Consider the following 19168-nt stretch of genomic DNA (forward strand, 5'->3'; position numbering starts at 1 on the left):
TGCGGCCCCCAGCTTCTTAAGCCGCGTCGTGCTTGCTCACCGGCTGCTGGATAAAGCGCAACATCCACTCCCCCACCAGGTCGCCCTGGTGCTCGGTGGCCAGGCTGGCCACGGCCTTGTGGTACACCTCATCTCCCAGGAATTCCTGACGCGCATCCAGCAGTGCGCGGGAATAGTCGTGCACGAACTCCGGGTGGCCCTGGAAGCACAGCACCTGGTCACGAATGTGGTACGCCGCATTCGGGCAGAAGTCGCTGGAAGCAATCACCGTGGCGCCTTCCGGCAACTCGGTCACCTGGTCCTGGTGGCTGATCAGCAAGGTCAGCTCCGACACTTCAGGGTCCATCCACGGCGCATGGGCCGCCAGCGAGTAGCGATGGATGCCCACGCCCCAGCCCTTGTCGGCCCGCTCGGCCTTGCCACCCAGGGTCAATGCCAGCAACTGGTGGCCAAAACACACCCCCAGCAGCTTCTCGCCACGTTCGTACAATTTCAGCAGGTAGGCCTTGAGGGTCTGGATCCACGGGTCGGAACCAAACGAGTCAGCCTTGCTACCCGTCACCAGGTAGGCATCGAACACTTCACTGTCGGCGGGATAATCGCCGTTCATCACGTTGTACACACGGAATTCGGCGGCGATCGGCTGACGCGAGAAGAGCTGCTCGAACATCCTGCCGTAGCCCTGGTACTGCGCGGTCAACTCCGGTCGCAGGACATCGGTTTCAAGGATGCAAACGCGTAACGACATAGGGGTAGTCCTGAACGACATGGGTGGGAATCTGCTGTAGAGACTGACGCGAAAGACACGTACAAGCAAGTAGGCTGCACTGACGAACGGTCACATTTCGTCGGCGCCCGCCTGGTACTTGCGCCACTGTCTAGCCAGAGCATGCCAGCCGACTGGCACATAGCCTCATAGCAAAAAGAAATCAACGACCAACATTATTAGAAGAAAGGGTTCTCAAACATGGATGCCACACACCCTACTGTTGGTTGTATATCCACTTTCAAGAGGCAGGCAGTTCAGGCGCCACGCGGCGTCGCTGCGATCGACCCGAAGTGCGACAAGGAAGCCAACGGGTATTCAGGAATAACAAAAAGAAGGCGGTCCGCCATGTTCAGACAATCGAAAATTCGCCAAGCTGGGCTCATTCTCTTCGCCACCACTTTACTGCTGATTTTGCCGAACCTGACACGCTTGTTCGGCTGACAGTGGCGATGGCGCCAACGGGCAGTACACAGGTAACCTGCTGGCCTTGATGGTCGGAGATTGCCCATGCGCCACTGCCTTGCCTTGTTAGCGTTGCTCCTGAGCCTGCCGCTGTCGGCGGCGCAGCTGCACCTTGAGCTGGGCGCCAATACGCGCCAGTGGAGCAGCGCCGAACTGCTTGGCCATCCGCAGGCTCGGGATATCAGCATCGAACAAGACGTTTCCTACAAGCGCCCCATGCACTATCGGGCGGTGCCGTTGGCCACGCTGCTAAAAGGCGTCAGCGCCAGTGATCACCTGCAGGCCGTGGCGCTGGATGGCTTTGCCGCTGAAATGCCCGCTGCGCCACTGCTGCAGCAAGGGCCGGCACAGGCCTGGCTGGCGGTGGAAGACCCAGGCCAGCCGTGGCCGGCACTGGGCCAGGGCAAGCCGAGCGCGGGGCCGTTCTACCTGGTGTGGACTGCGCCGCAGGCCAGTGGCATCCGCCCGGAGCAGTGGCCGTTCCAGATTTCCACCATTCGCAAGCTCGCGCCGGTGGCGCAGCGTTTTCCCGCGTTGCTGCCCGACCCCAAGCTGCCCGCCGACAGCCCGGTGCTGCAGGGTTTTGCATTGTTCCAGCAGAATTGCCTGGCGTGCCATCGGCTGAACGGTGCAGGGGATGCGCAGGTGGGGCCGGATTTGAATGTGCCGCACAACCCTACCGAGTATTTTCGGCCAGAATACCTGCGCAAGCTGATTCGGAACCCGCAAAGCCTTCGGCAATGGCCGCAAGCGAAGATGCCGGGGTTTGACGAACGTGTGTTGAGTGAACAGGAGCTGGATGCGTTGCTGGCCTATCTGGGGCATATGGCCAAGCGCAGGCCTTGACGCCCGCGTGTGCTTCTTCGCGGGCGAGCCCGCGAAAAAGGCAACACAATACACTCAGGCAATCGGTCGCTCATGCTTGACGCCCCACCCTTCCACCTCCCCCCCATAAGGTGTCACCAACTGCTCGAAGGCCTCTTCAAAGTCGCCAATCCCGCCATAGGTGGCATACATGACCTTGCTCAGTTCCAGGTGCCAGGCACCGTCGCCCAGCTCCTTCACCTGGGCATTGAGCGATTCGCCACGAAACTGCCCGGCCGCGCGGCGGGCCCCTGCTTCGTCGGGGAACACGGCATAGAACTCGATGGGGTGGATCTGGGTGAAGTCGAACCCGCCTGCTTTCATCTGGCGCAGGACGTTGCTGCTGATATCGTCGTTCTGGCTGCTCATGAATCGTCCTCCTGAATAATGCTATGGATAGACTTTCCGTGCACTACGCACCTGCCGGCAGTCATTGGCCGGGCAGTTCGAGCTGATGCAAGACGCGAATTGAAGCGGTGCCAACCCGCAGAATAGGCGGCACCTTCCAGTAGCGTAGTGCCTGCAAAGGCGCCACGCAAACGTGTGGGTCAGGGTGCTTCGTGAATGCTGGTGATGGTCACGCCGCTATGCTCTTTCAGCCAGCGGGCGGTAGGGGAAATGGTGCGGTCCTGGAAGTCGTTGAGGTCCAGCTCGTCCATCACCGGGAACAGGTGCGAACGGATGGCCCGCGCGGCGTCCTCTTCGCTGGGACAGTGCTCGGCCCGCAGGGTCATGGTGGACGGTTCGCCTTTCTGATCGGCAAAGATGACTTCCCACGCTTTCATTGAACGAGCCCTCTCAATTCAAGAACACCAGTTGGTGTGATGCCTGAATAACTGACCTTGAGGCTGAGAGAATGTTCAGTCAGGGAAGATTTGTGCCGGGCCCATCGCCGGCAAGCCAGCTCCCACAGGTACGGCACAGGATCTGAAACCTGTGCCGTACCTGTGGGAGCTGGCTTGCCGGCGATGGGCCGCATAGCGGCCCCCGCTTTACTTCGGTGTACCGTGCACTACACCGGCAGTGTTATCCAGCAGGCTCTTGGTCGCGGTCTGAATGTACGCTTCGAGCTTCTTGAGCATTTCCGGCTGGTCCGGGCTTTCGATCAGCTCAGCCTTGAACTCGCTGCCCAGCTGGTAGCGGTACATACGCGGGCTCATGTCCTTGGACTCGATCAGGATGCGGTCACCCTGTACCAGCCCCACGATCTGCTCGCTGCCCGACGGCTTGATCATGCCCACACCCTGGTCGCCTTCAGGCAGGTTGAGCAGGTCGCGGCCCCAGCACTGGTGACGGGTCTGGCCACCCAGGCGGCCCATGATGGTCGGCACGATATCGACCTGGGTACCCACGGTGTGATTCACCGCACCGAACTTCTCCTGAATGCCCGGGGCAATCAGCAGCAGCGGTACGTTGAAACGGCCCAGGTCCAACTCGGTGACCTGCTGGTGGTTGCCAAAGCCATGGTCGCCGACGATGACGAACAGGGTTTCCTTGAAGTAAGGCTCTTTACGCGCCTTCTCGAAGAACTGGCCCAGCGCCCAGTCCGAATAGCGCATGGCGGTCAGGTGCTCATCCAGGCGGCCCTGGCCTGTGACCTTCTCGACCGGCAGGTCTTTCGGCAGCGCATAAGGCGTGTGGTTGGACAGCGTCTGCAGCAGCGCGTAGATCGGCTTCTTGCCGTCGTGCTTGGCCAGTTCCTCGTTACCGCGGTCGAACATGTCCTGGTCGGACACGCCCCAGGTCGGGTCGGAGAACACCGGGTTGACGAAGTCGTTACGGCCGATGAAGGTGGTCATGCCCTGATTGCCGAAGAACCCGGACTGGTTGTCCCAGGCAAAGTCGCCGTTGTAGACGTACACATCGTCGTAGTCGCGGGCGCTGAGCAGGGCCGGCAGGCCAGACAGCTTGTGGCCGCCTTCCGGGGTTTGCATCAGGTACTCGAAGCCTGGCAGGTTGGGGAAGCACGCCATGGTGGCAAACATGCCCTGGTGGGTATGGGTGCCGTTGGAGAAGAAGCGGTCGAACAGCAGGCCTTCTTTGGCCAGCTTGTCGAAGTACGGGGTGATGTTGTTGGGGCTGCCCAGCGCGCCTACCGAATGGCCGGCGAAGCTCTCCATGAGGATCACCACCACGTTCTTGATCGGCAGGGTGCGGTCAGCCGGCGGCACGAAGTCGCGGCGGATGGCGGCCTCGTCGGCATCGACCAGGGTGTCGTTGGCGGTCAGCAGCTGTTCGCGCACGCTTTGCGTGGCCACGTTCTGCTCCAGCACCGGCTTCCAGATGTTGGCGCGGTCTTCGCCGAAGCGGCTCTTGGCGGCGTCGATCAGGGTCAGGGTGCCGTTCAGGCCCAACTGGTTGACGAAGTTGGAGTCGGTGGTGAAAGCATCACCCCAACGCATCGGCGGCCCTTGGCGCAGGGTGCCACGGGCAGCGACCACGGCCACCAGCAAAATCACCATGAACACCGCCAGGCGGTTGTACCACGGTGCAACGCGCTGCACGCCCTCACCCCGGGTGGCACGGTCGATACCCTTGAACAGCAGGCTCAACAGCCAGGTGCCGAAGGCCCAGGCCAGCAGGTAGCGCACCACCGGGAAACCGTACCAGAGCATGCTCATGACGGTTTTCGGGTCTTCCTTGATGTACTGGAACACCAGGCCGTTGAGGCGCTGGTGGAACTCGCGGTAGAAGTCCATCTCCATCAGGCCGAGGAACATCACCACGCTGGAGGTGAGGGTCAGCCAGAAGCGGAACACGCCACGCCGGGCCATGGCCCAGGGGCTGAGGATCGCCAGCAGCAGCGGGATGCTGAGGTACACCACCACCCGCAGGTCGAAGCGCAAGCCGTTGAGGAAGCCTTCGGCTACCGTGGAATACGGCGTATCGCCGACCATGTCGCTGTTGTAGACCAGCAGCGCCAGGCGCACCAGGCTGAGCATCAGCATGATCACCAGGCCACTGAGCAGCGTGTAGGCCAGGTGGGATTTCAGGGGCGGCGAAAACGACGTTCGCGCGCCCTGTTGCTTCAAGGCGTCCGTGTTAGCCATGAATGGGAAGGTCCTAGGATTGCGGTTTGCGAAGAGGCGCTGGCGCTAGACCAACGCAGCATTGTGCGGGTGCGGATTCTGTTTAAACCAATGTGAAAATTTTGTCACCGGGGTGTTGCGGGTTTTGTCTGTGCCGGCCTTTCAGATGCGCACATTTCCCCGCGGCCCCGCGATGGCCCAAATCACCAGGCCCACCACCGGCAGCAAAGCGATCAGCAAGATCCACAACACTTTGATGCCCACCTCGCTGCCACTCTTGATCACATTGAGGATGGCCCAGATATCCAGCGCCAGGATGATCAGCCCTACCAGGCTGTTGAATGTCGACCCCATGCTAAAACTCCTGTCAAAAGGCTTTGCTGCACAGCATAGTCAGCTATCGCGCCGATAGAAGCGAATCCTTGGCGATAGGCGCAGGTCTCTGAGTAGACTGCCGGTATTCATTGATTCGAGGTTCGTATGCCCCCCGCCCACACGCAAAGCGCCGCCCCACCCTCACTGCTGAACGCCTGGCGCCAGCAGGCCGTGAACACCCCTTGGCTCAGCGCCGGTCTCGGCCTTAGCCTGCTGGCGGTGGTCATGCTGCTGGGCGCCAGCGTGTGGAACGCGGTGAACGGCGACCACGCCGATAACCTGCACCTTGCCGTGCTGGGCGGGTTGTCCGGCTTTGGCGCTACCGCCCTGGGTGCTGTGCTGGCGGTGGTGCTGCGCGATGTCAGCGCCCGCACCCAGGATGTAATGCTGGGCTTTGCCGCCGGCATGATGCTGGCGGCCAGCTCGTTTTCGCTGATTCTGCCGGGCCTGGATGCGGCCCGCGAGATTACCGGCAACGGCCCGGCTGCGGCCTTTACCGTGGTGCTGGGCATGGTGTTGGGCGTGCTTTTGATGCTGGGCCTGGACCGCTTCACCCCGCACGAGCATGAAAGCACCGGTCCCTGCGGCCCCGAAGCCGAGCGCATCAGCCGGGTGTGGCTGTTCGTGCTGGCGATCACCCTGCACAACCTGCCTGAAGGCATGGCCATCGGCGTGAGCTTCGCCAATGGCGACATGAACATCGGCCTGCCGCTGACCAGCGCTATCGCCATTCAGGACATCCCTGAAGGGCTAGCAGTGGCCCTGGCCTTGCGCGCCACCGGGCTGTCGAGCCTCAAGGCAGCGCTGGTGGCTGTAGGCTCAGGATTGATGGAGCCGCTGGGGGCGGTGATCGGGCTGGGGATATCCACCGGCTTCGCCCTGGCCTACCCGATCAGCATGGGGCTGGCGGCAGGGGCGATGATCTTTGTGGTCAGCCACGAGGTGATACCCGAAACCCACCGCAACGGGCACCAGACGGCGGCGACGTTGGGATTGATGGGTGGGTTTGCGGTGATGATGTTTCTGGATACCGCGCTGGGCTGAAGTTTTGGGTTGGCTGTACAGGCCCTATCGCCGGCAAGCCAGCTCCCACAGGATCACCACAGGGCTTGAAACCTGCTCGTACCTATGGGAGCTGGCTTGCCGGCGATAGGGCCATCAGCCTTTAGATGTGTACAGCGACTTTCAAAGCTTCCAGGGCCGGTTCAACCTTGATACCCACCTCTGCCCCCAGCTCCAGCACCCGAGCCAGGTCTTGCTGCCCCACCATCACCATCTGCAGCTCGTCATCCAGCAACTGGCTGAAGTTCAGCAGCACATAACCCCCCGCCTCTTTGTTCAACGCCCCCATCTGCACCTGAATGCGGTTGAGCGCAGTCAGTGGCTCGGTACGGGCCAGCTGCTTGGGCTTGAGGGTGAACGGCACGCTATTGTCGAACGAGTCGCTGATCTGCTGGAACAGGTCCTGGTAGCTGTCGGCCTGGAACACCACGGTGTCTGGCAGGCTGCCCAGCACCACCCATTCACCCAGCGGAATCGGGAACGTGTCGTCGTAGTTGATATCGGGGTTGGCGGCCAGGAAAGCAGCCGGGTCGGCATAGGCCTGGGCGGCCTCGTCGGCGATACGCTCGATGTCGGCCTCGCGCATGCAGCCAGCGCCAATGAGGCTGATGAATTCGAGCAACTGAGTTTTCATGAAAGGGGGCCTGCGACGGGTGAAAAGTCGCCAAGGATAGCCGCAAATGCCCCCAGGTGGTTAGCCGGCCAGCGCTTGCAGGCGGGCGGCGGCGTCTACGGCCCCCATGGTTTGCGCCGCCATCAGCGCAGTGGCGCCGCGGGCATCCTGGCGCGCCGGGTCGGCGCCTTGGGCCAGCAGGTAGTCGAGGATCTCGCTGCGATTGAACATGGCCGCCAGCATCAACGCCGTGCGCCCGTCCTGCGCAGCAGCGTCTACAGGGACACCGTGCTCAAGCAACAACCGGATCATTGCCAGGTCTCCCTTGAAGGCGGCCCCGGCGATAGGCAGCTGGCCGTTGTCGTTGGCAATCAACGGGTCGGCATCGCGGGCCAGCAGCACGCGCACTGCTTCGTGGTGGCCGTGGTAGCTGGCCAGCATCAGCAGGGTATCGCCCTTATGGTTGCGCAGGTTGGCCGGCAGGCCGCTGGCGAGCAGGCGCTCAAGCATTTCGGCATCGCCCTGGCGGGCACGTTCGAATACCTGCTCGGCGAATGCGGCGGTTTCGTCGTCGGTCATGGTGGCGGGGGCGGTCTGGCGGGTCATCGGAACCTCCTGGCATAAATGATTGCCCAAGTGTTTGTCAGGCACGCCATTGGGGTCAAAGGTTCAGTTTCTATGGGGCCGATAGGCAATGCCTGACTCGTGCAAAATGCACTGTGCAAAATGCATGACCATGCAACCTGCACGGTGGCGCCTTCGTAGAGTTTCCGTAAAGCCCTGTATTTAATGGATTTTTCATGAAATTCAGATCTGGCACGGCTGCTGCAATTATCTACTCATGTCTGCCACACAACAGCCAGGAGTTGATATGGACCTCATCCAGCAAAAGTTCGTCTCGGTATTTTCTGCTTACCAGGTCAATACCCAGGCCCGCCCCGATGGCGGCGTGCTGCTGACCCTGCGCGCAGCCGATGGCAAGGTTACCCGCCGGGTGCTGACCTATGCGCAACTGCACAGTGCCGAGCAGCTGTCCTGGGCGATCAGTGCCATTCGCCGTGACCTGGCTGAACAGGCCAGTGAACTGCCGGTGATTTCGATGCTGCAAAGCCAGCAGCGGTTTGCTTTGCCGACCTACCGCTGAGTTTTGTGATGTTGCTACTGGCCTCATCGCCGGCAAGCCAGCTCCCACATTGACCGCGCCAACCTCAAGGCCTGCGCATATCCTGTGGGAGCTGGCTTGCCGGCGATAGGGCCGTCCAAGCAATTACAACTCGTCAATCCCCAGAAACGCCCGCGCAGTCACATCCCCGGTAAACCGCGCCTGCACACCCTGCTCGCTGCCATACAACCGCAGCGCCAGGCAAAACGGCGTATCCCCCAGCTCTACCCAACGCCGCGTCCCCGCAGGCACCACCAACCGGTCACCCTTCTCGCACAGCACCGAATACACCCGGTCGCCCAAACGCAGGCCAACCTGCGCACGCCCGCTGACTACGGCAAACACCTCTTCGGCGTCATGCACATGTTCATCGCGCACATCGACCTGCGCCGGGTCGTCACCGTCGCGGTTCAACAGCACGAATGCCTTGCTGCCATGCGCCGTCATCAACTGGTCCAGATGCTCACGGCATGCGTCCAGCACCTCGCCTTCGGCCGTACCAGGGCGCACCCGCAAGCCATGCCCGGCATGCACAAAACGCACGCCCTGCTCGGCCAGGGTGGCGACGATATCGTCGTGGTGCGTCAGCACCTTGTTCGGCAGTTCCGGGCTGGAGGGGTGGAAAACGCTGAGAATGCTCATCAGGGGCGGGTCCTGGTCGGTTGCGAACAAAGGGCAATGATAACGGCTGCGGCCAAGGCTGCGGCACTGGCCATACCAAAGGTGAAGGTGGGGCCCAGCAGTTTCCAGCTGTAGCCCGAATACAACGCCCCCAATGCGCCCCCGGTACCCGACAGCGCCGCATACAGCGCCTGGCCCTGGCCTTGTTGGCGGGCGCCAAAGCTGGCCTGCACGAAGGCGATGCTGGCGGCATGGAAGCAGCCAAAGGTGGCCGCGTGCAGCAACTGGGCAAAGATCAGCACGGCCGGCTCACCTGCCAGGTTGCCCAGCAACAGCCAGCGTACGGCCGCCAGCAGGAAACTGGCCAGCAACACCCGCTGCACGCTGAAGCGGGCAAACAGGCGGCTCATGACCATGAACATCAGCACTTCGGCCACCACCCCCAGCGCCCACAGCAAGCCGATGGCTCCACGGCTATAGCCCAGGTGCTCCAGGTGAAGGGTCAGAAAGGTGTAGTAAGGCCCATGGCTGAGCTGCATCAGCGCCACGCAAGCGTAGAACGCGATCACCCCGGGGGCGAGCAACTGCTGCAAAAAACCACCGGCGCTGCTGCGCTCACCTTGCTCCACCGGCTGGGCATTGGGTACCCACAGGCTGGCGGCGACAATGCCGGCCATGATGGTGACCAGCGCTACGGGGTAGATGTCCAGGCTCAGCCATTCGAACAGGCGGCCCAGGCCGACCACGGTCAGGATGAAGCCGATCGAGCCCCACAGGCGCACCTGGCTGTAGCGCGACGTTTGCCCGTGCAGGTGAGCCAGGGTAATGACCTCGAACTGGGGCAGTACCGCGTGCCAGAAGAACGCGTGCAGGGCCATTACCAGCGCCAGCCACGCGTAACTTTTGCCGAAGAAGATCAGGGCGAAGGTGGCCAGGGTGCACAACGCCCCCAGGCGCACGATCAGCAGGCGCTGGCCGGTGCGGTCGCCCAGCCAGCCCCACAGGTTGGGGGCAACGCAGCGCATCAGCATGGGGATGGCCACCAGCTCGCCGATGCGTGCCGGGGAGAAACCCAGGTGGTCGAAGTACAGCGCCAGGAAAGGGGCAGTGGAGCCTAGCAGAGCGAAGTAGAAGAGATAGAAGCTGGACAGGCGCCAGTAGGGGATCGGGGGCATGGGTTCAGCCAATCATGTTGTTACCTGTATCGGCCTCTTCGCAGGAGTGCCCGCGAAGAGGCCGATACAGGCGGATCAGAGCTGGCGCAGCACCGGGGTATTCACCTTCACATCAGCATTCTGCGCACGGTGACGCAGCAGGTGGTCCATCAGCGCGATGGCCATCATCGCCTCGGCGATCGGCGTAGCGCGGATGCCCACGCACGGGTCGTGGCGGCCTTTGGTGATGACGTCCACCGGGTTGCCGTCGATGTCGATCGAACGGCCCGGGGTGGTGATGCTGGAAGTCGGCTTCAATGCCAGGTGAGCAACGATCGGCTGGCCCGACGAAATGCCACCCAGGATGCCGCCGGCGTTGTTGCTGAGGAAGCCTTCCGGGGTCAACTCGTCACGGTGTTCGGTACCACGCTGGGCAACGCTGGCGAAGCCGGCGCCAATTTCCACGCCCTTGACCGCGTTGATGCTCATCAGCGCGTGGGCCAGCTCTGCGTCCAGACGGTCGAAGATCGGTTCGCCCAAACCCGGCATCACGCCTTCGGCCACCACGGTGATTTTGGCACCCACCGAATCCTGGTCCCGGCGCAGCTGGTCCATGTAGGCCTCGAGCTCCGGTACCTTGTCCGGGTCGGGGCTGAAGAAAGCGTTCTGCTCCACCGATTCCCAGGTCTTGAACGGGATTTCGATCGGGCCCAGCTGGCTCATGTAGCCACGCACGGTAATGCCCTGGGTGGCCAGGTACTTCTTGGCAATGGCACCGGCAGCCACGCGCATGGCGGTTTCGCGGGCCGAGCTGCGGCCACCACCGCGGTAGTCGCGGATGCCGTACTTGTGATGGTAGGTGTAGTCGGCGTGGGCCGGGCGGAACAGGTCCTTGATGGCCGAGTAGTCCTTGGACTTCTGGTCAGTGTTGCGAATCAGCAGGCCGATCGAGCAGCCCGTGGTACGGCCTTCGAACACGCCGGAGAGGATTTCCACCTCGTCGGCTTCCTGACGCTGCGTGGTGTGCCGGCTGGTGCCGGGCTTGCGCCGGTCGAGGTCGTGCTGCAGGTCGGCCAGGGAAATCTCCAGGCCCGGTGGGCATCCATCGACAATGGCGACCAACGCCGGGCCATGGCTTTCGCCAGCGGTGGTGACAGTGAACAGCTTGCCGTAGGTATTGCCGGACATGGACGCTCCGCGAGTTCTGCCTGAGGTGAACGAAAGCAGGCAGTATACAGATGGATTGCCCACCTGTGCTGGCCTCTTCGCGGGCTCGCCCGCTCCCACAGGTACCCCACAATGTTCAAGCCTGTGGTAATCCTGTGGGAGCGGGCAAGCCCGCGAAGAGGACGAACCTGCCATGCACTGCCAGAGAACCTTCCAGAAAACATTGGGTCAAACCACCATCTCCCCATGTAGTACCGCATGATGTCGCGCCTCGTCGCCCTGCTCTTCCTGCTGTGCACCAGCCTGGCCCAGGCCGCCGCCCCCACCGTGCTGCAACGCCCCATCGACCTGGACACCGGCCAGGGCGTGCTGCACGGCAGCCTGCTGTTGCCGCAACAGGCCACGCCGCCGCCGGTGGTGCTGATCATCGCCGGCTCCGGCCCCACCGACCGCGATGGCAACAACCCGGCGTCAGGCCGGGTCGACAACCTCAAGCGCCTGGCCCTGCTGCTGGCCAACGAGCACATCGCCAGCGTGCGCTACGACAAACGCGGGGTGGCCGCCAGCCAGCCGGCCACGCCTGACGAGCGCGACCTCAGCGTGGAGCGCTATGTCGCGGATGTGGTCGCCTGGAGCCACAAGCTGAAAGCCGACCCCCGCTTCGGCCAGCTGATCCTCGTTGGCCACAGCGAGGGCGCGCTGATCGCCAGCCTGGCCGCCGAGCAGGCAGGCGCCAGTGCGGTGATCACCCTCGCCGGCAGCGGGCGGCCGCTGGCCGAAGTCCTGCGCGAACAGCTGGCCCGTCGCCTGCCGCCAGCGCAACTGGCCGGTGGCAGCGCCCTGCTCGACCGCCTGCAAGCCGGGCAGACCAGCCTGGAAGTGCCCGCGCCGCTGCGCCAGGTGTTCCGTCCCAGCGTGCAGCCGTACCTGATTTCGCTGTTTCAGCAAAACCCGGCAGCCGCCTTTGCCCGTCTGCCCATGCCCGCCTTGATCGTGCAAGGGCGCAACGATGTGCAGGTGAATGTGGCCGATGCCGAACGGCTGAAGGCAGCCAAGCCGGATGCACAGCTGGTGCTGATCGACGGCATGAACCACATGCTACGCATCAGCCCCAAAAGCATGAGCCAGCAGCGCGACAGCTACCTCAACCCAGAACTACCGCTGGCACACGAGCTGGGTGAGCGAATTGTGACGTTCATCCAGCATTTGCCTTCCGCGTAAAGTAATCGGGCTCAGGTCCTTGGCAAGCCTGCCGATACAGCAGGCATAGCCGAGGACTTGCCCTGATGACAATTGCCCCCGCCGCCGTAGAGCCGGCCGAAGAGCCCCAGCCAAGCGCCGCCCTGCCCTGGGCCGACCTTGGTGCCGAACATTTCCAGCTGCTGCGCCTGGCAGCCCTGCCCACCGACCGCAGCACCGGCGCGCGGCCGCTGCGCTTTGTGCAGTTCGGCTATGCCGAGCGCCACGACAAGGCACACAGCCTGTTGCGCATGGAAATCCAGCTGCCCGGACAGAAAGTGCACAAAGAGCAGAACCGCCTGGACATCCGCGTCGACCATGCCGAGCGCCTGGTACGTATCGGCAATGAACATGGCCTGCAACTGGAACCGGTGAACCGTGGTATCGGCCGCTTCATGCTAGCCCAGGCCGTGCAGTGGCTGCAGCGCAAGTGGTCGCACTATCGGGTGGAGGGCATGGCGCTGCCGAGCAAGGATGCGTTGAACGAAGACTCGCGCCTGCGCCGTGACCACTGCTTGCGCGGGGTGGGTATCGAGGTGGAGTACGAGGACAGCCAGCATTTGAAGGGCCGTACCGTGGACATCACCGTGGGCCAGCTCAAGGCCGCCTGGAGCAGCGAGCGGCTGCAGCGGGTGGAGATTCTGGATGCCGCCAACCTGCTGCAGCAGGCCGACCAGCAGTTGCAGGAAAAGGAAGGGCAACTGCGCGAGCGTGATGAGCGGGTGGCCAAATACCAGCGCGAAGACGGCGGGTTGCGCTTTACCATTACCTGCCTGGTGGCGTTTGCGGTGTTTCAGGCGGGGTTGTTGATCTGGATCGCCACCCGCTGAAACCGCGTGAGCCGGTGGAAATTGGGGCCGCCTTGCGGCCCCGAATGGCTCAGACCCGGGCTTTGAACAATTCCTGATGCTGGCGGCACTGCTCGGCCGTCAGCATGAACACCCCATGCCCGCCGCGCTCGAATTCCAACCAGGCAAAGTCCACCTCAGGGTACAGCGCCTCGACATGCACCTGGCTGTTGCCCACCTCGACAATCAGCAAGCCCTTGTCAGTCAGATGGTCTGCCGCTTCAGCCAGCATGCGCCGCACCAGGTCCAGGCCGTCGTTGCCGCAGGCCAGGCCCAGCTCGGGCTCATGGTGGTACTCGGCCGGCATGTCATCGAAGTCTTCGGCATCGACATACGGCGGGTTGGACAGGATCAGGTCGAAACGCTGCCCCGGCAGGCCGCCAAAACCGTCACCCTGCACGGTGTACACGCGGCCGTCGAGGCCGTGGCGTTCGATGTTCTGGTTGGCCACTTCAAGCGCCTGGAACGACAGGTCAGCCAGCACCACCTCGGCCTCGGGGAACACGTCGGCAGCTACGATGCCGATGCAGCCCGAGCCGGTGCACAGGTCGAGAATGCGCGCAGGCTCGCTGGCCAGCCACGGCTCGAAGCGTTTTTCGATCAGTTCGCCAATGGGTGAGCGCGGTACCAGTACCCGTTCGTCGACGATGAACGACATGCCGCAGAACCAGGCCTCGCCCAGCAGGTAGGCGGCAGGCACGCGTTCTTCAATGCGGCGTTTGAGCAGGTGCTGCAGGCGTACCCGCTCGTCGTCCTCGAGCATGCAGTCCAGGTAGCTGTCGGCCACCTCCCATGGCAGGTGCACCGCACCCAGCACCAGCAGGCGGGCCTCGTCCCAGGCGTTGTCGGCACCGTGGCCGAAGAACAGGTCGTGCTCGTGGAAGCGGCTGACCGCCCAGCGGATGTAGTCGCGCAGCGTGCGCAGACGGGATGTGATCACGGGGTACTCCTATTTCAGACCGGACAAAAGTCTAACAGCCCCACCCGCACATTTGTTCCTTTGCCTTACCCAAAGGCTAGCCACAGGCCAGTAACCATGCCGCTTGCGTTGTCAACCATTCCCATTGGCGCCAAGGCAGGGGACAATAGGTATACAAAAGCCCTATCCAAGGAGCCCTTGATGTCCGTTCCAACCACGATGTTCCGCCTCACTGGCCGCGACTACCCGCCGGCCAAGCTGAGCCACGCCAGCCTGATCATCATCGATGCGCAAAAGGAGTACCTCAGTGGTCCCCTGCAGCTGTCGGGCATGGACGAGGCCGTGGCCAACATCGCCAGGTTGCTCGACGCCGCGCGCAAAAGCGGCCGTCCGATCATCCATGTACGCCACCTGGGCACTGTCGGTGGCCGCTTCGACCCACAGGGCCCGGCCGGCCAGTTCATTCCGGGGCTGGAGCCCCAGGAAGGCGAAATCGTCATCGAAAAGCGCATGCCTAACGCGTTCAAGAACACCAAACTGCACGAAACCCTGCAGGAGCTCGGCCACCTGGACCTGATCGTCTGCGGTTTCATGAGCCACTCCAGTGTCAGCACCACCGTGCGCCGCGCCAAGGACTATGGTTACCGGTGCACCCTGGTGGAAGACGCCTCGGCAACCCGCGACCTGGCCTTCAAGGACGGGGTAATCCCGGCCGCACAGATCCACCAGTGCGAAATGGCCGTGATGGCCGACAACTTCGCTTGCGTGGCCCCCACCGCCAGCCTGATCTAAGGGGCTGGGCACGACCGCCCGGCAGCCGGGCGGAACCCGATGGGCGGCAGCAGGTCGAATTCCGGATATCCACAGAGGAGAGCGGAATGAAGCTTAAAGGCAGTTTCGACGCCAAGCGCCTGCGCCCGCGCCAACCGCGTAACTGGGGCGCCCGCCTGGCGGCCGGCCTGTCGGCCCTGCTGGCGACCTTGGGCGTGCTGCTGGCCATGGCCGGTGTTGCCGGCCTGCTGGGTAACTACCCTGCCCTGCAAGAACTCAATGCCAACAAGCCGCTGTCCAGCATCCTCACCGGGGCTGGCTTGTTGCTGCTTTGGCTGGGTGTGCGGTTTTGGCGGCGCAGCCGTATTCGCTTGCGTCGCGGGCGGGAATTGAACCTCTCGCCACACCTGATGAAGAAGCATGATTGATGGCTTGGTATCACCTGCGCCCCACAGTCGCGTAAACTACGCCGCCAACGTGGAGGCATCATGCAAGACGACGATTTTTCCCTGTTCAAGGCCGAAGTGCGCGGCGTAAAGCAAATCCGCCACGACCGTGCCGAAGTCGGCAAGCCCAAGGCCGACCGCCAGCAGCTGGCTGGCCTTCGCCAGGCAGCGACAGTGCGCAGTGACAAGGCCCTGGTCATCGACGGCATGTCCGATCAGTTTGTTATCGACGTAGGCGCCGAAGACGAACTGATGTGGCGCCGCGACGGCGTGCAGGAAGGCCAGTTGCGCAAGCTGAAACTGGGGCAAATCCCGTTCGAAGGCAGCCTCGACCTGCACGGCATGACCGTGGAAAAGGCCCGCGAAACCCTGTGGGACTTCATCGCCGAAGCCACCAAGCTGGAAGTGCGCTGCGTGCGGGTGACCCACGGCAAGGCCGCACGCCTGGACGGCAAGCGCCCGATGATCAAGAGCCACGTCAACACCTGGCTGCGCCAGCACCCGCAGGTGCTCGGTTTTGCCTCGTGCAGCGCCCGCCACGGCGGCACCGGCGCGGTGTATGTGATGCTCAAGCGAACCATGCTCGAAGGCCGCGACGAGTAACGCCGCGCTTGCAGCGCCGCCCGCACCGCCGTACCCTTCGTTTTTGCGATTTTTTCCCACAGGTAGATCCATGTCCCTGGAACAGAACTACACCGAGATCCTCAGCCAGATTGGCGAGGACGTCTCCCGTGAGGGCCTGCTCGACACGCCCAAGCGGGCTGCAAAGGCGATGAAGTACCTTTGCCGCGGTTATGAGCAAACACTGGAAGAAGTCACCAACAACGCTTTGTTCAGCTCTGACAACAGCGAAATGGTGCTGGTCCGGGACATCGAGCTGTATTCGATGTGCGAACACCACATGCTGCCGTTCATCGGCAAGGCACACGTTGCCTACCTGCCCAAGGGCAAGGTACTGGGCCTGTCCAAGGTTGCGCGTATCGTCGACATGTACGCCCGCCGCCTGCAGATCCAGGAAAACCTCAGCCGCCAGATCGCCGAAGCCGTGCAGCAGGTAACCGGTGCCGCCGGCGTGGCCGTGGTGGTCGAAGCCAAGCACATGTGCATGATGATGCGCGGTGTCGAGAAGCAGAACTCGACCATGATCACTTCGGTGATGCTGGGTGAGTTCCGCGAGAACGCCGCCACCCGCAGCGAGTTCCTCAGCCTGATCAAGTGATTGGCTGCTGACCCCAAGCCGACCCCGCCGGGTCGGCTTTTTCATTTCAGGAGTTGCCCATGATCGTCAAAGCCCTGCGGGTTGGCCTCGGCCAGCTCATCGTGTTCGGCGACTGGATCAGCCGCCCGGCCAAGCGCAAACGCGACGCCGCAGCCCAGGCCCGCGTCGAGCAAGCGGCCAAGGGCCTGGCGCTGTACCAGTTCCACGCCTGCCCGTTCTGCGTCAAGACCCGCCGCACCCTGCACCGGCTGAACGTGCCGGTGGCGCTGCGCGATGCCAAGAACGACCCGGTGCATCGTCAGGCCCTGCAAGAGGGTGGCGGCCGGGTGAAAGTGCCGTGCTTGCGGATCGAGGAAGGTGACAAAGTGACCTGGATGTATGAGTCCAAAGCCATCATTGCCTACCTGGATGAGCGGTTTGCTTCAGTCTGATGATCTGTAGCTTTCCTGCACCGGCCTCTTTGCAGGTTCACCCGCGAAGAGGCCGGTGCAGGCTAAAGATCAACCCACCATCGGCACATGCCGCGGGTGGCTGCTGACCCGCTCCAGCCAGGCCCGTACCGCCGGGTAATCGGCCAGATCGAACCCGCCCTGCTGCGCCACATGGGTGTAGGCATACAACGCCACATCGGCAATCGAATACTGCTCACCTACCAGATACGGCGTCATCTGCAACTGCCGCTCCATCACCTTCAGTGCCTTGTAACCACCCTTGTGCAGCTTGCGGTACTCCTCCAGGCGCTCATCCGGCAGCCCCAGGTAGAACTGGATAAACCGGGCCACGGCAATGTACGGCTCATGGCTGTACTGCTCGAAGAACTGCCACTGCAGCACCTGGGTACGCAAACGCGGTTCGCTGGGCAGGAACTCGCTGCCATCGGCCAGGAAGTTGAGAATGGCATTGGACTCCCACAGGTAACTGCCATCTTCCAGTTCCAGCACCGGCACCTTGCCATTAGGGTTCATCGCCAGAAACTCGGGCGTTTCGGTCTCGCCCTTGAGGATATCCACCGGGTGCCATTCATACGGCCGGCCCAGCAGGCTCAACATCAGCTTGACCTTGTAGCAGTTGCCCGACTGGTAGTCGCCATAGACCTTGTACATTGCCCCTCCCCTTCCAAGCAGTTTTGCATTTGCGCCCAATAGTTGGCGACTGTACGGCTAAAAGCAATGGCCGCTGTATGGCAAGGATCAACCTTGCGCGCTGTAGTCTGAAAAAACTGCTTACACCTTTACAAGGACATTGTTCATGACCGATGCCACCTCCGCACGCCTGCGGCCCCTGGCAGACAGCTCCCCGTCGGCGGTCGTCGCCGGCTTTATTGCCATGCTCACCGGCTATACCAGTTCGCTGGTGCTGATGTTCCAGGCCGGCCAGGCAGCCGGGCTTACCACTGCACAGATTTCGTCCTGGATCTGGGCGCTTTCAATCGGCATGGCGGTGTGCAGCATCGGCCTGTCACTGCGCTACCGCACACCGATCACCGTCGCCTGGTCCACCCCCGGTGCCGCCTTGCTGATCACCAGCCTGGGCGGCGTGAGCTATGGCGAAGCCATTGGCGCCTACATCACCTGCGCCGTGCTGGTGCTCATCTGCGGCCTGACCGGCAGCTTCGAGCGCCTGGTCAAACGCATCCCGGCTTCGCTGGCCTCGGCGCTGCTGGCGGGCATTCTGTTCAAGATCGGCAGCGAAATCTTCGTTGCCGCCCAGCACCGCACGTTGCTGGTGCTGGGCATGTTCTTCAGCTACCTGCTGGTCAAGCGCCTGTCGCCGCGCTACTGCGTGCTGGCCGCGCTGCTGGTGGGCACTGCGTTATCCGGGGCCTTGGGCCTGCTGGACTTCAGCGGCTTCCACCTGGAAGTGGCCAAACCGGTATGGACCACCCCGAGCTTCTCGCTGGCAGCCACCATCAGCATCGGCATTCCGCTGTTCGTGGTAGCGATGACCTCGCAGAACATGCCCGGCGTGGCTGTGCTGCGCGCCGACGGCTACCAGGTGCCGGCCTCGCCACTGATCTCGGCCACTGGCTTTGCCTCGCTGCTACTGGCACCATTCGGTTCGCATGGGGTTAACCTGGCGGCGATCAGCGCGGCGATCTGCACGGGGCCGCATGCCCATGAAGACCCGGCCAAGCGCTACACCGCAGCAGTGTGGTGCGGGATTTTCTATGGCATTGCCGGGGTGTTCGGCGCGACCCTGGCGGCGTTGTTTGCGGCGCTGCCGAAAGAGCTGGTGCTGTCGATTGCCGCCTTGGCGCTGTTTGGTTCGATCATGAACGGGCTGACCGTGGCCATGAGCGAGGCGCGTGAGCGGGAGGCGGCGTTGATCACCTTTATGGTCACGGCTTCGGGGCTGACACTGTTTTCGATTGGCTCGGCGTTCTGGGGGATTGTGGCGGGGGTGGTGACCTTGATGATCCTCAACCCGCGTAAAGCCTGACGGTTTTAT

23 protein-coding genes are annotated in these 19168 nt (G+C 62.8%); 11 read left to right on the forward strand and 12 right to left on the reverse strand.

Features of this window, described 5'->3' with window-relative positions:
- Positions 1-16: 16 nt before the first annotated feature.
- Positions 17-748, reverse strand: a complete 732-nt coding sequence (locus N436_RS14040; RefSeq protein ID WP_019096934.1) for an amidotransferase — start codon at positions 746-748, stop codon at positions 17-19.
- A gap of 528 nt (positions 749-1276) precedes the next feature.
- Between N436_RS14040 and N436_RS14045 the strand changes: the two genes are divergently transcribed.
- The gene (locus N436_RS14045; RefSeq protein WP_110741367.1) at positions 1277-2077 is read left to right on the forward strand and encodes a cytochrome c; all 801 of its coding nucleotides are present in this window, start codon (positions 1277-1279) and stop codon (positions 2075-2077) included.
- Positions 2078-2131: 54 nt separating this feature from the next.
- On the opposite strand, the gene N436_RS14050 is transcribed toward N436_RS14045, so the two are convergent.
- The 4 genes from N436_RS14050 to N436_RS14065 form a co-directional block, all read right to left on the reverse strand.
- The gene (locus N436_RS14050; protein WP_016715077.1) at positions 2132-2464 is read right to left on the reverse strand and encodes a ribonuclease E inhibitor RraB; all 333 of its coding nucleotides are present in this window, start codon (positions 2462-2464) and stop codon (positions 2132-2134) included.
- 179 nt (positions 2465-2643) lie between these two features.
- Positions 2644-2880, reverse strand: coding sequence for a hypothetical protein (locus N436_RS14055; RefSeq protein ID WP_016715076.1), 237 nt, complete (start codon positions 2878-2880; stop codon positions 2644-2646).
- A 207-nt stretch (positions 2881-3087) separates the two neighbouring features.
- On the reverse strand, positions 3088-5145 hold the full coding sequence (locus N436_RS14060) for an LTA synthase family protein (RefSeq protein ID WP_110741368.1): 2058 nt from the start codon (positions 5143-5145) through the stop codon (positions 3088-3090).
- A gap of 141 nt (positions 5146-5286) precedes the next feature.
- Entirely contained in the window at positions 5287-5478 is a 192-nt protein-coding gene (locus N436_RS14065; RefSeq protein ID WP_012271091.1) for a PLDc N-terminal domain-containing protein, read from the reverse strand.
- Between the two features lie 126 nt (positions 5479-5604).
- Between N436_RS14065 and N436_RS14070 the strand changes: the two genes are divergently transcribed.
- Positions 5605-6543, forward strand: a complete 939-nt coding sequence (locus tag N436_RS14070; RefSeq protein ID WP_177410884.1) for a ZIP family metal transporter — start codon at positions 5605-5607, stop codon at positions 6541-6543.
- Between the two features lie 121 nt (positions 6544-6664).
- On the opposite strand, the gene N436_RS14075 is transcribed toward N436_RS14070, so the two are convergent.
- The gene (locus N436_RS14075; protein WP_110741369.1) at positions 6665-7195 is read right to left on the reverse strand and encodes a hypothetical protein; all 531 of its coding nucleotides are present in this window, start codon (positions 7193-7195) and stop codon (positions 6665-6667) included.
- 60 nt (positions 7196-7255) lie between these two features.
- Positions 7256-7780, reverse strand: coding sequence for an ankyrin repeat domain-containing protein (locus N436_RS14080; protein WP_105946016.1), 525 nt, complete (start codon positions 7778-7780; stop codon positions 7256-7258).
- Positions 7781-8045: 265 nt separating this feature from the next.
- On the opposite strand from N436_RS14080, the gene N436_RS14090 reads away from it, so the two are divergent.
- Positions 8046-8318 carry a DUF3509 domain-containing protein gene (locus tag N436_RS14090; protein WP_016715071.1) on the forward strand — a complete coding sequence of 91 codons (273 nt, stop codon included), beginning with the start codon at positions 8046-8048 and terminating at the stop codon, positions 8316-8318.
- A 123-nt stretch (positions 8319-8441) separates the two neighbouring features.
- Here N436_RS14090 and N436_RS14095 read toward each other — a convergent pair whose 3' ends face one another.
- The 3 genes from N436_RS14095 to aroC form a co-directional block, all read right to left on the reverse strand.
- Positions 8442-8978, reverse strand: a complete 537-nt coding sequence (locus N436_RS14095) for an oxidase (RefSeq protein WP_110741370.1) — start codon at positions 8976-8978, stop codon at positions 8442-8444.
- Positions 8978-10132, reverse strand: coding sequence for an MFS transporter (locus tag N436_RS14100; protein WP_110741371.1), 1155 nt, complete (start codon positions 10130-10132; stop codon positions 8978-8980). Before N436_RS14100 ends, N436_RS14095 begins: the two co-directional genes overlap by 1 nt.
- A gap of 75 nt (positions 10133-10207) precedes the next feature.
- The gene (aroC, locus tag N436_RS14105; protein ID WP_110741372.1) at positions 10208-11299 is read right to left on the reverse strand and encodes a chorismate synthase; all 1092 of its coding nucleotides are present in this window, start codon (positions 11297-11299) and stop codon (positions 10208-10210) included.
- Between the two features lie 237 nt (positions 11300-11536).
- Here aroC and N436_RS14110 point away from each other — a divergent pair, with 237 nt between their 5' ends.
- Positions 11537-12499, forward strand: a complete 963-nt coding sequence (locus N436_RS14110; protein WP_105946013.1) for an alpha/beta hydrolase — start codon at positions 11537-11539, stop codon at positions 12497-12499.
- Between the two features lie 65 nt (positions 12500-12564).
- Entirely contained in the window at positions 12565-13347 is a 783-nt protein-coding gene (locus tag N436_RS14115) for a hypothetical protein (protein WP_110741373.1), read from the forward strand.
- Between the two features lie 49 nt (positions 13348-13396).
- On the opposite strand, the gene prmB is transcribed toward N436_RS14115, so the two are convergent.
- Positions 13397-14305, reverse strand: a complete 909-nt coding sequence (gene prmB / locus N436_RS14120) for a 50S ribosomal protein L3 N(5)-glutamine methyltransferase (protein WP_016715065.1) — start codon at positions 14303-14305, stop codon at positions 13397-13399.
- 180 nt (positions 14306-14485) lie between these two features.
- Between prmB and N436_RS14125 the strand changes: the two genes are divergently transcribed.
- From N436_RS14125 to N436_RS14145, 5 genes are all read left to right on the forward strand, one after another.
- Positions 14486-15076, forward strand: a complete 591-nt coding sequence (locus tag N436_RS14125; RefSeq protein ID WP_016715064.1) for a cysteine hydrolase family protein — start codon at positions 14486-14488, stop codon at positions 15074-15076.
- A gap of 86 nt (positions 15077-15162) precedes the next feature.
- Positions 15163-15483, forward strand: a complete 321-nt coding sequence (locus tag N436_RS14130; protein ID WP_016715063.1) for a hypothetical protein — start codon at positions 15163-15165, stop codon at positions 15481-15483.
- Between the two features lie 60 nt (positions 15484-15543).
- Positions 15544-16104 (forward strand): Smr/MutS family protein, encoded by a 561-nt coding sequence (locus N436_RS14135; RefSeq protein ID WP_016715062.1) that lies wholly within the window; start codon positions 15544-15546, stop codon positions 16102-16104.
- Positions 16105-16174: 70 nt separating this feature from the next.
- A complete protein-coding gene (gene folE, locus N436_RS14140; protein WP_012271077.1) occupies positions 16175-16720 on the forward strand; it encodes a GTP cyclohydrolase I FolE in 546 nt (181 codons plus the stop codon).
- A gap of 59 nt (positions 16721-16779) precedes the next feature.
- On the forward strand, positions 16780-17151 hold the full coding sequence (locus tag N436_RS14145; protein ID WP_105946012.1) for a glutaredoxin domain-containing protein: 372 nt from the start codon (positions 16780-16782) through the stop codon (positions 17149-17151).
- Positions 17152-17220: 69 nt separating this feature from the next.
- On the opposite strand, the gene N436_RS14150 is transcribed toward N436_RS14145, so the two are convergent.
- Positions 17221-17823: a glutathione S-transferase family protein gene (locus N436_RS14150; protein WP_012271075.1), complete on the reverse strand. Its 603-nt coding sequence runs from the start codon at positions 17821-17823 to the stop codon at positions 17221-17223.
- A gap of 145 nt (positions 17824-17968) precedes the next feature.
- Here N436_RS14150 and N436_RS14155 point away from each other — a divergent pair, with 145 nt between their 5' ends.
- A complete protein-coding gene (locus N436_RS14155) occupies positions 17969-19159 on the forward strand; it encodes a benzoate/H(+) symporter BenE family transporter (protein ID WP_105946011.1) in 1191 nt (396 codons plus the stop codon).
- Positions 19160-19168 lie beyond the last annotated feature (9 nt).

The organism is Pseudomonas sp. RV120224-01b, assembly GCF_003208145.1.
Taxonomy (GTDB): Bacteria; Pseudomonadota; Gammaproteobacteria; order Pseudomonadales; family Pseudomonadaceae; genus Aquipseudomonas; species Aquipseudomonas monteilii.

Coding starts and splice junctions, on each gene's coding strand:
- N436_RS14040 (WP_019096934.1), bottom strand. CDS start 748: ATGTCGTTACGCGTTTGCATCCTTGAAACCGATGTCCTGCGACCGGAG.
- N436_RS14045 (WP_110741367.1), top strand. CDS start 1,277: ATGCGCCACTGCCTTGCCTTGTTAGCGTTGCTCCTGAGCCTGCCGCTG.
- N436_RS14050 (WP_016715077.1), bottom strand. CDS start 2,464: ATGAGCAGCCAGAACGACGATATCAGCAGCAACGTCCTGCGCCAGATG.
- N436_RS14055 (WP_016715076.1), bottom strand. CDS start 2,880: ATGAAAGCGTGGGAAGTCATCTTTGCCGATCAGAAAGGCGAACCGTCC.
- N436_RS14060 (WP_110741368.1), bottom strand. CDS start 5,145: ATGGCTAACACGGACGCCTTGAAGCAACAGGGCGCGCGAACGTCGTTT.
- N436_RS14065 (WP_012271091.1), bottom strand. CDS start 5,478: ATGGGGTCGACATTCAACAGCCTGGTAGGGCTGATCATCCTGGCGCTG.
- N436_RS14070 (WP_177410884.1), top strand. CDS start 5,605: ATGCCCCCCGCCCACACGCAAAGCGCCGCCCCACCCTCACTGCTGAAC.
- N436_RS14075 (WP_110741369.1), bottom strand. CDS start 7,195: ATGAAAACTCAGTTGCTCGAATTCATCAGCCTCATTGGCGCTGGCTGC.
- N436_RS14080 (WP_105946016.1), bottom strand. CDS start 7,780: ATGACCCGCCAGACCGCCCCCGCCACCATGACCGACGACGAAACCGCC.
- N436_RS14090 (WP_016715071.1), top strand. CDS start 8,046: ATGGACCTCATCCAGCAAAAGTTCGTCTCGGTATTTTCTGCTTACCAG.
- N436_RS14095 (WP_110741370.1), bottom strand. CDS start 8,978: ATGAGCATTCTCAGCGTTTTCCACCCCTCCAGCCCGGAACTGCCGAAC.
- N436_RS14100 (WP_110741371.1), bottom strand. CDS start 10,132: ATGCCCCCGATCCCCTACTGGCGCCTGTCCAGCTTCTATCTCTTCTAC.
- aroC (WP_110741372.1), bottom strand. CDS start 11,299: ATGTCCGGCAATACCTACGGCAAGCTGTTCACTGTCACCACCGCTGGC.
- N436_RS14110 (WP_105946013.1), top strand. CDS start 11,537: ATGATGTCGCGCCTCGTCGCCCTGCTCTTCCTGCTGTGCACCAGCCTG.
- N436_RS14115 (WP_110741373.1), top strand. CDS start 12,565: ATGACAATTGCCCCCGCCGCCGTAGAGCCGGCCGAAGAGCCCCAGCCA.
- N436_RS14125 (WP_016715064.1), top strand. CDS start 14,486: ATGTCCGTTCCAACCACGATGTTCCGCCTCACTGGCCGCGACTACCCG.
- N436_RS14130 (WP_016715063.1), top strand. CDS start 15,163: ATGAAGCTTAAAGGCAGTTTCGACGCCAAGCGCCTGCGCCCGCGCCAA.
- N436_RS14135 (WP_016715062.1), top strand. CDS start 15,544: ATGCAAGACGACGATTTTTCCCTGTTCAAGGCCGAAGTGCGCGGCGTA.
- folE (WP_012271077.1), top strand. CDS start 16,175: ATGTCCCTGGAACAGAACTACACCGAGATCCTCAGCCAGATTGGCGAG.
- N436_RS14145 (WP_105946012.1), top strand. CDS start 16,780: ATGATCGTCAAAGCCCTGCGGGTTGGCCTCGGCCAGCTCATCGTGTTC.
- N436_RS14150 (WP_012271075.1), bottom strand. CDS start 17,823: ATGTACAAGGTCTATGGCGACTACCAGTCGGGCAACTGCTACAAGGTC.
- N436_RS14155 (WP_105946011.1), top strand. CDS start 17,969: ATGACCGATGCCACCTCCGCACGCCTGCGGCCCCTGGCAGACAGCTCC.